The sequence below is a fragment of the Sphaerisporangium sp. NPDC004334 genome (assembly GCF_053602655.1).
Genome location: NZ_JBSGDZ010000019.1, coordinates 140,209 through 154,022, shown reverse-complemented (window position 1 = coordinate 154,022; position 13,814 = coordinate 140,209). Strand labels below are relative to the sequence as shown.

At 72.6% G+C, this 13,814-nt stretch carries 10 protein-coding genes; 6 read left to right on the top strand and 4 right to left on the bottom strand.

Annotation, left to right across the window (positions count from 1 at the left end; translation table 11 throughout):
• Positions 1-505: 505 nt before the first annotated feature.
• Positions 506-2,992: a hypothetical protein gene (locus ACWEN6_RS25405; RefSeq protein WP_452573390.1), complete on the bottom strand. Its 2,487-nt coding sequence runs from the start codon at positions 2,990-2,992 to the stop codon at positions 506-508.
• 932 nt (positions 2,993-3,924) lie between these two features.
• Between ACWEN6_RS25405 and ACWEN6_RS25400 the strand changes: the two genes are divergently transcribed.
• The 4 genes from ACWEN6_RS25400 to serS all read left to right on the top strand — a co-directional run bounded on the left by ACWEN6_RS25400 (position 3,925) and on the right by serS (position 8,231).
• A complete protein-coding gene (locus tag ACWEN6_RS25400) occupies positions 3,925-5,373 on the top strand; it encodes a glycosyltransferase 87 family protein (protein WP_452573388.1) in 1,449 nt (482 codons plus the stop codon).
• Between the two features lie 37 nt (positions 5,374-5,410).
• Complete coding sequence (locus ACWEN6_RS25395; protein WP_354924673.1) at positions 5,411-5,815, top strand: DUF4446 family protein; 405 nt, start codon at positions 5,411-5,413, stop codon at positions 5,813-5,815.
• Positions 5,816-5,953: 138 nt separating this feature from the next.
• Positions 5,954-6,874: a prephenate dehydratase gene (gene pheA / locus ACWEN6_RS25390; protein WP_452573386.1), complete on the top strand. Its 921-nt coding sequence runs from the start codon at positions 5,954-5,956 to the stop codon at positions 6,872-6,874.
• A gap of 97 nt (positions 6,875-6,971) precedes the next feature.
• Positions 6,972-8,231, top strand: coding sequence for a serine--tRNA ligase (gene serS / locus ACWEN6_RS25385; RefSeq protein ID WP_452573384.1), 1,260 nt, complete (start codon positions 6,972-6,974; stop codon positions 8,229-8,231).
• 159 nt (positions 8,232-8,390) lie between these two features.
• Here the strand turns inward: serS and ACWEN6_RS25380 are convergent, their stop codons facing one another.
• Positions 8,391-8,594 carry a cold-shock protein gene (locus ACWEN6_RS25380; RefSeq protein WP_189164413.1) on the bottom strand — a complete coding sequence of 68 codons (204 nt, stop codon included), beginning with the start codon at positions 8,592-8,594 and terminating at the stop codon, positions 8,391-8,393.
• A gap of 238 nt (positions 8,595-8,832) precedes the next feature.
• Between ACWEN6_RS25380 and ACWEN6_RS25375 the strand changes: the two genes are divergently transcribed.
• On the top strand, positions 8,833-9,630 hold the full coding sequence (locus tag ACWEN6_RS25375) for an HAD family hydrolase (protein WP_354844071.1): 798 nt from the start codon (positions 8,833-8,835) through the stop codon (positions 9,628-9,630).
• Positions 9,631-9,714: 84 nt separating this feature from the next.
• Here the strand turns inward: ACWEN6_RS25375 and ACWEN6_RS25370 are convergent, their stop codons facing one another.
• Both ACWEN6_RS25370 and ACWEN6_RS25365 read right to left on the bottom strand, forming a co-directional pair.
• Positions 9,715-10,239 carry a bacterial proteasome activator family protein gene (locus tag ACWEN6_RS25370; protein WP_354924677.1) on the bottom strand — a complete coding sequence of 175 codons (525 nt, stop codon included), beginning with the start codon at positions 10,237-10,239 and terminating at the stop codon, positions 9,715-9,717.
• Positions 10,240-10,254: 15 nt separating this feature from the next.
• Positions 10,255-11,211, bottom strand: coding sequence for an NAD(P)H-quinone oxidoreductase (locus ACWEN6_RS25365; protein WP_354844077.1), 957 nt, complete (start codon positions 11,209-11,211; stop codon positions 10,255-10,257).
• 114 nt (positions 11,212-11,325) lie between these two features.
• Here ACWEN6_RS25365 and ACWEN6_RS25360 point away from each other — a divergent pair, with 114 nt between their 5' ends.
• Positions 11,326-13,812, top strand: a complete 2,487-nt coding sequence (locus ACWEN6_RS25360) for a nucleotide-binding protein (protein ID WP_452573382.1) — start codon at positions 11,326-11,328, stop codon at positions 13,810-13,812.
• The last annotated feature ends 2 nt before the right edge of the window (positions 13,813-13,814 follow it).

Genomic DNA, 13,814 nt, shown 5'->3' with positions numbered 1-13,814 from the left:
GGGAACGGCGATGAGCCGCTCCGGCGGGTGGCCGGCGGTGGGGACGAGGACGGGTCGCTTTCGCGGGTGGCCGGTGTCGAAGCCGATGGTGGGTCGCTCCGGCAGGTGGTGGAGGCTGGGGACGGCGGTGGGTCGCTCCGGCGAGTGGCGGGCGTGGGGGACGAGGACGGGTCGCTTTCGCGGGTGGCCGGTGTCGAAGCCGATGGTGGGTCGCTCCGGCGGGTGGGGGATGCCGGAGGCGGCGGGGGGGCGCCAGGCGCCTGGGGAGTAGAGACACGGGCGGTCTGGAGGGAAGAAGCCGGGGTCGCGGTCGTCGTTGTGGCCGCCTGGCTGTTCGCGACCCCCTATGCCCTGCCCTGGTACGACGGGCTCGGGTTCGCGCTGTTGGCGGCCGTCCCGGCGACCTTCTTGGACGGTTTCCTGGTGGCGCGGCTGGCCGTGCTCTCGGCGGCCTACCTGCCGGCCCGCCAGGAGTATCAGCCACAGGACCTGCACGACCTGCTCGTCACGGTCCTGCGGTCCCAGGTGGTGCCGTGGATTTTGCTGGCGCTGACGGTAGCTCTGGCGTGGTGGGCACTGACCTCTGGAGCGCGCGGATCGACGCGGCGAGGGTCAGCGGCACCGCCACCGTGAGCGCCATGGCCGGAATGGCGATGCCCGAGTCGTTGACCAGGAACCCGGCCAGCGCCGTGGTGAGCACGCCGAACAGCCCCGCCCGCAGCGCCGGCGCCTGCGCGTAGGCCAGCCCGAGCGCCGGGGCCCCCCACCGCGACGGCCTGGCCAGGACGAGGAACAGGAACGCCAGGGCGGCCAGCGACAGCACGGTGAGCTGCCAGTTGCCCAGCGTGCCGAGCATCGCGCCGATCTTGCGGCCGACGACCGGCAGCGCCTCGCCGTCGGCCACCTGCTGGACGAACGCGCCCAGGTGGGTGCGCTGGTCGCTCGGCCGCAGCCAGTCGGCCACCGCGATGAGGCCGATCAGCACGGCACCGGCGACGGCGACGGCCGCCAGCCTGGCCACCGTGACCCGCCGCCCGGACAACAGCAGCATGAACACCGCGAACCCCAGCACGAACGCCGGGACGCCGCCGAAGTCGGCGCCCCACCCCGGCCACCCGTCGGCGAAGATCGCCAGGAGCCCGTACCCGAGGCAGACCGACAGGCCGAGCACGCGCCGGCCCCGTTCGGCCAGCGCCTGCGCCACCCCTGCCAGCGCGAGGAGGGTGCCGGTCGCGTACACGGCGAAGGCGATGTTGCTGAAACCGTAGAACCGGCCGCCGGTCACCGGCTCGTACCCGGTGACCGCGTTGACCTGGAGCCGCGAGCCGGTCACCACGTCGGCCAGCAGTGCGAGCGAGGTCACCGCCGCCACGACCGTGAGCGGCCCCAGCGGGTGAGCCCGCCAGGGCCCGGCGAACGCCAAGCCGGCCAGCAGGCCGGTGAACACCATGATCGTCACGATGAGCGCGGCCATCGGACGGCTCAGGCTCCACCAGGGCACGAGTTGCGCGAGGAAGGTGGACACGGCCACGGCCCCGCTCAGCACGGCCATGACCTGTGTGGCGACCGGCACCCACCAAGCCCAGCCGCGCAGCACGCGACGCGCGCCGATACCGGCGCCGACACGCGCCTCTACGGGAACCCCACGCGCGTCCGGAGCGCCTCCCACTTCCGCGTCCCGCCCAGCGCCCGGTGTAGTGCCTAGCCCCGCGCCCGGTCCGGTGTCTGGCTCCGCGCCTGGTTCAGTGCTTAGTCCCGTGCCTGGCCCGGTGTTCGGCATCGCGCCTGGTCCAGTGCCTGGTCCAGTGTCTAGTGCCGAGCCTGGCTGTGTGTCCGATCTCGCGCCTGGTCCAGTGTCCAGTCCCGCGCCCGGTCCGATGTGCGGCCCCGTGCCTGGTCCAGCGCCTGGTCCCGCGCCGGTGGAAGGGAGCGCGGTGGTGGCCGGTATGCCTGAGCCGGGCCAGCGGCGGCGCATGGCCAGGGCGGTCAGCCCGTAGAACAGGAGCTGGACGGAGACGAAGACGGCGAAGAACGGCGCCCGCACCTGTACCAGCACCCGGCTGGCGAGATCGGCGTCGGCCAGTTCGGTGACGGTGCGCGAGACGTCGGCCGGGGCCGGGCCGCCCGAGGTCCAGGGGCGCCCCACGGCCTCGGCGGGGACCGGGGCGCCGAGCAGGCGCAGCACGGTGGTGGTGACGTCGGTGACCGCGACCAGTGCGTCCTGGCGGGTCGAGGTGGCGGTGAGGTGGCCGTGGCGGTACGGCTCCGCCTGCGGGGACGGACCCTGGGCGATCGCCACGTGGAGGTGGGCGCTGGTGGAGGCGTCGGACAGGCCCGCGACCAGGATGGTCGCACCGGAAGGCACCAGGGGGAGCAGACGGCCGATCGTGCCGTCGGCCGCGGCGGCCGCTCGGGCGCGGGCGCCGGCGTCGAGGTCGGAGGCGGGGCCGTCGAGGTCGGAGGCGGGGGCGTTCGCGGCGGCCGGCGGCCGGGTGATCCAGGCGCGCGCCAGGTCGTCCGCTTCGACGACGACCAGGTTGTACCGGCTCAGGTCACCAAGCGAGCCCGCATTATCGGCATATCGCTGGATGTTTCCGGTCTTGTCGGCTGCGGCGAGCGCGGCTCCTGGACCGACTGCGGCGACCGTGCCCCCGGCGTCGCGCACGGCCTGGCCCAAGGACCCGATCGTCGCGCGGTAGGACGTGGCGGCATTGAACGACGCCAGCGCCGGCCAGCCGGGCACGCTCGCCGAGCCGTCCGGGCTCACTTGGGGAACCGGGAGCGGCGCACACTCGCTCGCCGCCGAGCCGGCCCGCCTGCCCGCCGACACCGTCAGCCATCCGGCGACCGGGCACGTGCCGGCGTGGTCGGGCCGAGGGTAGGCGCGGGTCGACATCGACGCCGAAGCGCCGTTCGCGACGAGCTTCCACAGGTTGGGCGTTCCACTTTGGCTGATGTCCGCCCATTGCAACCCGGGGACCCCGACGAGCACGACCCGACCGGTGGCCGCCGCGCCGGTACGGGTGTGGCCCGGCGCCCGACGACTCACCACCGCCCCGGCCCGGGCAGCCGGCGCGTCCGCCATTTGCGACCGCCCGGCGGCCCGCGGGCCGGCCGTCCCCGCATGGGTGGCGGTTGTGCGCGTGTCCGTCGTCTCGGAGTGGGTGGCCTGGGTGTCCGCCGTCGCGGCATGGGCGGTGGTGGTCTGTGTGTTCGTCGTCCCTACGCGGGTGGTTTGTGTGTGCGCCCCAGCATGAGAGGCGGTGGTCTGTGTGCCGGTCCGTCTCGCATGGGTGGCGGCTGTGCGCGTGTTCGTCGTCTCCGCGTGGACGGCCTGGGTGTCCGCTGCCCTGGCATGGGCGGCGGTGGCCTGGGGGCCGGTTGTTCCCGCGTGGGTGGTGGCGTGGATGTCCGTTGTGCCGGCGTGGGGGGTCTTTGTGTCTGTCGTTTCGGTAGGTGTGGCGGTGGCGTGCGGGGGCGTTGTTCTCGCGTGGGCGCTGGTAGGCAGGACGGCGAGGGCCATGGCGCCGAGTAGCGCTACGGCCGGGAGCCGCCAGGGGCGCCGCCCGGTTCCGGACGCGCGGCCCCCCGGGACCGTCGTTCGCTTGTCCACCGGGAACCTCGCCTCCACGTGCGCCGACCACCTCCGCCCTGCAAACCATAGCCAGAACCCCGACCTCCCTCTCCCACGTGCGATCGGCCTGTGGACGGCCGGCGCTCGGGCGCCGCGAAGTGGGTGGGAGGCAGGGCGATGCCGGTGGTCTTCTGCGGTGGGTCACGGCCGGAGAGGGGTGCGGTGCGGGGGGTGGTCACGGCTGGTGCACGGCGCCGGTGGTGGGTCACGGCCGGAGAAGGGTGCGGGTGGTGGGGGCGCCGGTCGACGTGGGCGGCGGGGGGCGCGGGAAAGGGGTAGCCTGCCAGGTCGTGACGACTGGTGGGGGGCGCGGGCGGTGGTGGGCGTGGCCGATCGCCCTGCTGATCATCGGGGTGGCCGCGGTCCCGCTGGTGCGTTACTGGCTGACCAACCCCGCCGACCAGCGCCTGGTCGACCTGGACGTCTACCGCACGGGCGGTGAGAGCCTCCTGCGCGGGCTCCCCGTCTACGACGCGGTCACGCCGGCGCCGCAGCTCCTGCCGTTCACCTATCCGCCGATCGCGGCGCTGCTGGCCGTGCCGCTGGCCGTGATGTCGTGGCCCGCGGCCCAGTGGGTGTGGACGGCCGGCGTGCTGGCCTGCCTGGGCGTCACGGCCTGGTTCGGCTTTCGCGAGCCGCTCGCGCGGCTGCGGCCCGCCTGGGCGGGGCCCGTCGTGTTCGGCGTGGTGACGGCGGCATGCCTGTACCTGATGCCGCTGCGCGACCAGATCCGGTTCGGGCAGGTGGACATCCTGCTGGTCATGCTGTGCCTGGCCGACTGCGTCGCGCGCCGGCCGTGGTGGCCGCGCGGCATGCTGATCGGGCTGGCGACGGCGATCAAGCTCACTCCCGGCGTCTTCCTGGTCTATCTGCTGGTCACGGGGTTCGGGCGCGACGCCGTGCCCGAGCAGCGCCGGGCGTTCTTCATGGCCGTCTTCACCGCCACGCTGCTGACGGTGCTGCCCTTCCTGGTGATTCCGCACGATGCCGCGTCCTTCTGGTTCTCGGCCTTGCTCGACGGCGACCGCGTCGGGGCGAACAACGCCACCACCAACCAGTCCATCCGCGGGATGCTGCTGCGGCTCTACCTGCCGGGGTGGCTCACTTCGCTGATCTGGCTCGCGCTGGTGGCCGTGGTGGCCTGGTACGGCTTCCGCCGCGCCCGGGAGGCCCTGCTGCGGGGCGACCGGATGACCGCGGTGGCGCTGACGGGCCTGATGGCGGTGCTCGTCTCGCCGGTGGCCTGGATCCACCATCTCGCCTGGCTGGTCGTGGTCCTCGCCGCGCTCGCGGGCCGCGCACTCGGCGACCGCACCCCTCTGGCCGGCAGCCCTCTGGCCGAGGGTCCGCCGGCCCGCGATTCGCTGGCCGGCGGAGCACTGATCGGCGGAACCCTGGCCGGCGGAGCCCTCACCGGCGGGCCCGCCGATGGGCGCGATGCAGGCGCCCGAGCCTCCGTGTCGTCCGGCCTGACGGGGGCGGCGGTCGTGGCCGGAGTCTGGCTGTACTACGTGCTGCCCGTCCCCTGGTGGGGGGTGTCGCTGCGCGCCGCCGGCATCCCGGTGCTCAGCCCGGTGGCGGGGCGCGTCGTCCAGGACGCCTTCGGGCTCGGCGCCGTCGCCCTGGTGTGGCTGCTCGGCCGCCGTCCGGCCGCAGGCGTTTCCGGCCCGGACGAGACCAGCCCGGACGAGACCAGCCCGGACGATGGGCGGCGTCTGGGTTCGCGTGCGATTCCGTGACTGATCCATTACTCTTCGTGATGTGCTCGGAACTGTAATGGCGCTGATCGGCGGCATCGCCGGCATGACCGGGGTGGCGATCGGCCTGCTGGCGCTGCGCAGCGCGCGCGGCGCCGTCGAAGACTGCCTCGACGTGCTGGGCCGCCGCTGCGCGATCGACGGCGTGGTCGACGTCAAGGCGATCCGCGATGTGGCGGTGTTCCGCTACGACGCGTTGGCCGAGATGACAGGCCGCCTGTCCTTCTCGGTGGCCATGATCGACGGCTTGGGCGACGGCGTCGTCCTCACCTCGATAAACGGCCGCACCGAGACCCGCACGTACGCGCGGCCGGTGCGCAGTGGCCGTGGGCTGCAGCCGCTGTCCCCCGAGGAGGAGCAGGCGGTCCGCGCCGCGCGCCTCGGCATCGGCCCCGATGTCGCCCCACAGCGTCTCCGGCGTTAGCGGTGCCCGCCTCCGGGCCGGGTCCTGGCGCGGGACGCGGGGTCGTTCCGGATCATTTCGGATCGTTCGGGGAAGGCGTGGCAAGAAACCGGTAAATATGCCAGGTGGGCGGTGACCTGCGGCAGGTAGCCTTCTGGTATGCCGAAAATCGCCTACCTCGGGCCGCAGGGGACGTTCTGCGAAGCCGCCCTGCGCATCCTCGCCCCGGATGCCGAGCGGCTGCCCTGTGCCAATGTCACGGCGGCGCTCGACGCGGCGCGCTCGGGAGAGGCCGACGGGGCGGTCGTCCCGCTGGAGAACTCCGTCGAGGGCGCGATCACGGTCACGCTCGACGAGCTGGCCTGGGGCGATCCGCTGCTGATCACCGCCGAGCTGCTGCTGCCGGTGGAGTTCTCGCTGCTGGTGCGGCCGGGCACCGAGATGACGCACATCAAGCGCGTCTACACCCACCCGGCGGCGATCACCCAGTGCCGCAACTTCCTGGCCCGTGAGCTGCCCGACGCCGTGGTGGTGGCCGCGCCGTCCACGGCCGCCGCGGCGCTGGAGGTCTCCATGGAGGACTCTCCGTACGACGCGGCCATCGGCCCGGCGATCGCCGGCGAGCACTACGGCCTGGACGAGCTCGCCGCGCGCATGGGCGACCGCGACGACACCGTCACCCGGTTCGTCCAGGTGGCACGGCCGGGTCCGCCGCCCGCGCCCACCGGTGCCGACCGCACGTCCCTGGTCGCTTTCCTGCGGGACGACCACCCGGGCGCGCTGCTGGAGATGCTGAGCGAGTTCGCGGTGCGCGGGGTGAACCTGACCCGCATCGAGTCGCGGCCGACCGGTGACGGCATCGGGCGCTATTTCTTCCACTTCGACGCCGAGGGGCACGTCGCCGAGGCCCGCGTGGGCGAGGCGCTGTCAGGTCTGCACCGGCTGTGCGCCGAGGTCCGGTTCCTGGGCAGCTATCCGCGGGCCGACCGCGTGTCGCCGCAGCTCAAGCACGGCACCTCCGAGTCTGACTTCACCGAGGCCTCCGGCTGGATCGACAAGATCCGCACCGGCGGGATGTGACGGCGCGCCCGGCGGCGCGTCGCGGCCGGGTGTGACGGATCACATGTCGGGGCGATAGGCGCGCGAGCGCCGCTCGGACATCGGTAGCCTTTGTTACGTGATTGACCTGCGTACCCTTCGTGAGGACCCCGACCGGCTACGGGCGTCGCAGCGTGCCCGCGGTGAGGACGACTCGGTCGTCGACACGCTGCTCGACCTCGACGAGCGCCGCCGAAGCGCGCTGACCGCCTATGAGTCTCTGCGCGCCGAGCAGAAGAGCGTGGGCAAGTCGGTCTCCTCGTCCTCCGGCGACGAGAGGGCAGCGTTCCTCTCGCGCGCGAAAGACCTCGCCGCCGGGGTGAAGGGGGCGGAGGCCGAGGCCGAGAAGCTCGCCAAGGAGCTGGACGAGCTGCTGATGGCCGTCCCCAACATCATCGAGGAGGCCCCGTCCGGGGGCGAGGACGACTACGTCGTGCTGGAGGAGGTCGGCGAGAAGCCGCGGTTCGACTTCACCCCGCGCGACCACCTCGAACTGGGCGAGATGCTGGGCGCGATCGACGCCGAGCGCGGCGCCAAGGTCTCCGGGGCGCGGTTCTTCTTCCTGACGGGGGCCGGCGCGCGGCTGCAGCTCGGCCTGCTCAACATGGCCATGCAGCAGGCCATCGAGGCCGGCTTCACGCCCATGATCACCCCGGTGCTGCTCAAGCCCGAGGCGATGGCCGGCACGGGCTTCCTCGGCTCGCACGCCGCCGAGGTGTACCGCCTGGAGGCCGACGACCTCTACCTGGTGGGCACCTCCGAGGCGCCCATGGCGGCCTACCACTGGAACGAGATCCTCGACGGCGGGTCGCTGCCCCGGCGCTACGCCGGCTGGTCGTCCTGCTTCCGCCGCGAGGCGGGCTCGTACGGCAAGGACACGCGAGGCATCATCCGGGTCCACCAGTTCGACAAGGTCGAGATGTTCTCCTACTGCCGCCCGGAGGACGCCGCCGAGGAGCACCAGCGCCTGCTCGCCTGGGAGAAGGAGATGCTGGCCAAGGTCGAGCTGCCGTACCGCGTGATCGACACCGCGGCGGGGGACCTCGGGTCGAGCGCCGCCCGCAAGTTCGACTGCGAGGCGTGGCTGCCGACGCAGAACCGCTATCTGGAGCTCACCTCGACGTCCAACTGCACCGAGTTCCAGGCCAGGCGGCTCGCTGTTCGCTACAGGGACACCGACGAGAAGCCCCGGCACGTCGCCACCCTCAACGGCACCCTGGCGACCACACGGTGGATCGTGGCCATCCTGGAGAACCACCAGCAGGCCGACGGCTCTGTCGTGGTCCCCAAGGCGTTGCGGCCCTATGTCGGACTAGACGTCCTCGAGCCGGTCAAGTAGCTATTTCTTGCTGAGTAAGCCGCTTATCCCCTGATGAGGATAAGCGGCTTACTCTCATACTGTCTGAGACGTATGTCCGGTTTGTCAGGACGTTCGGGTCTGGACAAACAAGAAGGCGGGGTTCGCCTGACGCGAACCCCGCCTTCTGTGTGTCAGTGGTCAGACGGCGCGGACCTGCGACGCCTGCGGGCCCTTCTGTCCCTGCGTGACCTCGAACTCGACGCGCTGGCCGTCCTCGAGGCTGCGGTAGCCGTTGCCGACGATTTCGGAGAAGTGCACGAAGACATCCGGAGCGTCACCGTCCGGGGCGATGAATCCGTAGCCCTTCTCGGCGTTGAACCACTTGACGGTTCCCTGAGCCATTAAAGCTCTCCCTGCAATTGATCTTGGGGTTCACACCTCGCGAACCCCGGGTTGTGTCGCACAGCTTCCCGGGGCCGCTCAGACAGTCAAGCTGGTTCTGCACATCGGGTTCAGCTAATACAACGCCACCACATCTAACACCATCAGAGGGCCTTTGTTCCCCCCTCCTGGCGAGAATCTTTTACTCCCAGGGCTGACACCCGAGCTCGGGGCAACACAGGGCAAACTAGAGCTTGTTATGGTCAGCCCCAGACTCGTCGCCACCGACCTGGACGGCACCGCCCTGCGCTCGGACGGCACCGTCTCGCCCCGCACCGCGGCCGCCTTCGCGCTCGTGGAGGAGGCCGGTGCGACGCTCGTGTTCGTCACCGGCAGGCCGCCCCGGTGGATGGGCAACGTCGCCGGGGCGGTGCGCAACCGCGGGCTGGCCATCTGCGCCAACGGGGCGCTGGTGTACGACCTGCACGCCGAGCGCATCGTCGAGTCCCATCTCATCGAGCCCGACGTGCTGTCCGAGGCCGTCGGCCGGCTGAAGGACCGCGTCCCGGGCCTGAGCTTCTCCGTGGAGTACGAAGGGGGCTTCGCCCATGAGACGAGCTTCCGGCTCGGCGGCTGGGACAGCACAGAGGTCTCAGGGCTCCGCATGGGGGTCTCGGGGCTGATCTCCCGGCCGGGCGCGAAGCTGCTGGCCTTCCACCGCTCCATGGACCCCGACATCCTGCACGCCCTCGTGGACGAGATCGTGGGCGACCTGCTCACGGCCACCCATTCGAGCGGCCGGGCGTTGATCGAGATGAGCGCCCAGGGAGTGACCAAGGCGAGCGCGCTGGCCACCCTCGCCGAGCGGCACCTCGTCGGCGCGGCCGAGGTGATCGCGTTCGGGGACATGCCGAACGACCTGCCGATGCTGGGCTGGGCCGGCACGTCCTACGCCGTGGCGAACGCCCACCCGGACGTGCTGGCCGCCGTCACCCACGTGACGGCGGCCAACGACGAGGACGGCGTCGCCATCGTCCTGGAGAAGCTTTTCGGCTGACGCGTCCCGCGGCCCCGGACGCCGGGGGCGGCCGCGCGGCATCGCCTGAGGGATCTCACACGTGCTGACAGGTCTTACAAGGTCTTACAGGTAGGGACCGGAACTGCGGTGGGGCTGGTCCTCCGGGGCCACGGCGCCGGACATGCCGCCGGGCAGGGCTCGGCGCATCTGCTCCAACTGGGCGCGCGCGGCCATCTGCTGGGCGAACAAGGTGGTCTGGATCCCGTGGAAGAGACCCTCCAGCCAGCCGACGAGCTGGGCGTGCGCCACGCGGAGCTCGGCGTCGCTCGGCGCGCTGTCGTCGCCGGTGAAGGGCAGCGTGAGCCGCTCGAGCTCGTCCACCAGCTCGGGCGCCAGGCCGTCCTCCAGCTCCTTGATGGAGCTCTGGTGGATGTCCTTCAGGCGCTTGCGGCTCGCCTCGTCCAGGGGCGCCGCGCGGACCTCCTCCAGCAGCTGACGGATCATGCTGCCGATGCGCATCACCTTGGCGGGCTGCTCCACCAGCTCGGCGACCGAGCGCTCTTCGTGCTGCTCGCCGCCGTCACCCTCGACCGACAGACCGTTGGGGCCCACGACCACGATGTGCGGGGTGCTCTCCTCAGCATTCATGTCATTCAACCTAGCTCACCTGACCAACAGGACTTTTCCGATGTGCTCCCCTGATTCGAGCACGCGGTGGGCATGGGCCGCGTCGGCCATGGGGATGACCGCGTGGACGATCGGCCGGACCGAACCGGCGCCCACCAGGGGCCACACGTTATCGCGGACGCCGCGGACGATGACGCCCTTCTCGGCGACGCTACGGGTGCGCAGGGCGGTCGCGTGGATCGAGGCGCGCTTGGCCAGCAGTCTGCCGAGGTCGAGCTCGCCCTTGGCGCCGCCCTGGAGCCCGATCACCACCAGCCGGCCGCCGGTCGCGAGCGCCGAGATGTTCCTGGCGAGGTACTTCGCGCCGATGATGTCGAGGATGACGTCCGCCGTGACCTTCTCGGCGAAGTCCTCCTCGCGATAGTTGACCGCCTCGTCGGCCCCGAGCTCCAGGCACCGCGCGATCTTGTCGGCCGAGCCGGCCGTGACGACGACGCGGGAGCCGAAGGCCTTGGCGAGCTGGAGGGCGAAGGTGCCGATGCCGCTGGCGCCGCCGTGGACCAGCAGCGTCTCACCGCGCCGCAGCCTGCCCACCATGAAGACGTTGGACCACACGGTGCAGGCGACCTCGGGGAGCGCCGCCGCCTCCACCAGCGAGACCCCCTCGGGCACCGGGAGCACCTGCTCCCAGGGGACGGCGACCTTCTCGGCGTACCCGCCGCCGGCGAGCAGCGCGCACACCTCGTCGCCGACCCGGAACCCCTCGACGTCCTCGCCCACCTCGGCGACGACTCCGGAGCACTCCATGCCGGGGAATTCCGACGCGCCGGGCGGCGGCGGGTAGTGCCCTTGGCGCTGCAGCAGGTCGGCGCGGTTGAGGCCCGCGGCGGCCACCTCGATCAGCACTTCCCCTGGTGCGGGGCGGGGATCTGGGACCTCCCGCCACTCCAGCACCTCTGGTCCGCCGGGCCGGGTAACAGCGATCGCGTGCATGCGACCAAACTATCCGGGTAGCCAAGTCGGCGGTTGACCACGTTGGTCGTGATAGCGGGCGGTAATCTTCCTTCTATTTGCTGCCCCTTTAGCCCAGTCCCGAGGGGGAACACGGTGGCAAGACACGATCGTGAGGATCCTCATTCCCTTGAAGAGCAGCTCGCCTGGCTCGACGCGATCAAGGAGAACGAGGACACCCCCCTCGCGGTGAGCGTCACCCCGGACGACACCGCCGCCTCGCCGTACCCGAAGGACCCGTGGGGCATGGTGCCCGCGGAGCCTCCGGCGCCCGCGTCCCCGCTGTTCCGTGCCGCGGGCGACCCCGCGAACGGCGCGGGGCAGCACGACGACGGCCTCGCCGGGCGCGCCGAGGGCGAGACGCGCGAGGTGCGCCCGCCTTCGACCCAGGGTCTGGGCGCCGGCGCCTGGACCGGCCCGCTGGACCCTCCGCCGTCCGCGGCGCCCGGCAAGCCCGCGTTCGCCGCGCCGATCACGGCGCCCGGCGAGCCGCTGTCACGCGCCGACACCAAGGCCGAACCGCCGCCGGACTCCTCCAGCGCCGGCGCCTTCGGCGAGCGCCCGCCGTCCTCGGGCACGGGAACGTTCGAGCGCCCCGCGGGGACGGGGGCCGGCGCCTTCGGCGAGCGCCCCGCATCCCCGGGCGCGGGCTCGTTCGGTGAGCGTCCAGGCTCCTCGGACACGGGTTCGTTCGGTGAGCGTCCAGGCTCCTCCGATACGGGTTCGTTCGGTGAGCGTCCGGCCTCGTCGGGCACGGGCGCCTTCGGAGAGCGTCCCGCGCCGTCGTCGGGTGCGGGCGCTTTCGGCGGGCTCTCCTCGTCCGGCGCCGGCGCGTTCGGCGAGCGTCCGTCGTCGGGTACGGGGGCGTTCGCGGCGTTCGGCGAGCGTCAGGCCGGGTCCGGCGGGGCCGCTTTGGGCGAGCGCCCGGGATCCTCGGCGGGCTCGGAGGCCCCTGAGGGTTCCGGCGCCGGGGTCTCGGCCGCCGCGGGCGCCGAGGCCGTGAGCGACGACACCGACAGCTTCACCTTCTTGCCGCTCACCGACAAGCCCGGCGCCGCGCCGAGCGCCGACTGGCTCTCCAAGGACCCGTTCGGCGGCGCCAAGGCCGAGCCGTCCAAGCCGCGTGAGGAGTCCGAGCCCGACACGGCCCCGGAGCAGCCGGTGCGCGGCTGGCTGGAGGCCGCGGTGCCCGCCGCCGAGCCGTCCGAGCCCGACCCCGAGCAGGAGCGCTTCAACGCCTTCGCCGCGGGCGCGGACACCGACGACGTGGTGGTCCCCCGCGTCGAGCGTCCGATGTACGAGCAGCCGACCGAGAACCTCGGCCTGCCCGCGCCGCAGGAGGGCCGGCAGGCCGTGCCGCCCCCCGCCGCCGAGCCGCCGGCCGCCGCCCCGGCCCCCGCCTTCCCCGCCGCCTCCCCAAGCCGGTCGGCCCAGGGGTCGTCGGCCGCCACGCACGCCCCTTCCGCGCCGCCCGGCGAGTCGCTGGTGCCCGACCAGGCTCCAGAGGAGCGCGAGCCGTACCGGCCGCGCCGCAGGCAGACCGCCGCGACGCCGCAGCCCGCCCAGCCGGCGTTCGGCGCCCCGGCGCGGCAGCAGCCGGGCGCCAAGGCGGCGGGCGCGAAGGGCGTCACGGGCGTGCGGCCGACGGCCGACAGCCTCGACCCGGTGTCCCTGCTGCGCGGGCGCAGGAACGCTCCCGCACGCGGCTGGCGCAAGATCGTGTTCAAGGCGTCCGCGGGCCTGATCAAGCCGGGCGAGTCGCCCGAGGTGCGCCGCCGCCGCGAGCTGGTCTCGCGGGCGCGCACCCCCGTCGCCACGGGTCACCACCGCGTGGCCGTGCTCAGCCTCAAGGGCGGCGTCGGCAAGACCACGACGACCGTGGGGCTGGGCGCCACGCTGGCCTCCGTGCGCGGAGACCGGGTGATCGCCGTCGACGCCAACCCCGACCGCGGCACGCTGTCGGACAAGGTCGAGCTGGAGACCTCGGCGACCGTGCGCGACCTGCTCAACGAGCGGCAGCAGATCAAGCGATATGTCGACATCCGCGCCTTCACCTCGCAGGCGCCCTCGCGGCTGGAGATCCTCGCCTCCGACCGCGACCCGTCGGTGTCGGAGGCGTTCAGCGCCGCCGACTACCAGGCGGTCGCGCAGGTGCTGGAGAACTTCTACTCCATCTGCCTGACCGACTGCGGCACCGGCCTGCTCCACTCGGCCATGTCGGGCGTCCTGGGCCTGGCCGACCAGCTCGTTCTGGTCAGCTCGCCGTCGGTGGACGGCGCGCGGGCCGCGTCGGCGACCCTCGACTGGCTGGAGGCGCACCACTACGCCGACCTGGTCAAGGCCGCGACGGTCGTGTTGTGCAGCGTTCGGCCGAGGTCGAAGTCCACCGTCGATCTCGACCGGCTGGAGGCGCACTTCGCGGCGCGCTGCCGTGCCGTCATCAGGGTGCCGTACGACCCGCACCTGGAGGAGGGCGCCGAGATCGACCTCGACCGGCTGCAGCCCGCCACGCGGGAGGCATACCTGCTGCTGGCGGCCTCGGTGGGCGACGGCTTCGGCGGCGCGCAGGGCGGCCATATCTGAGC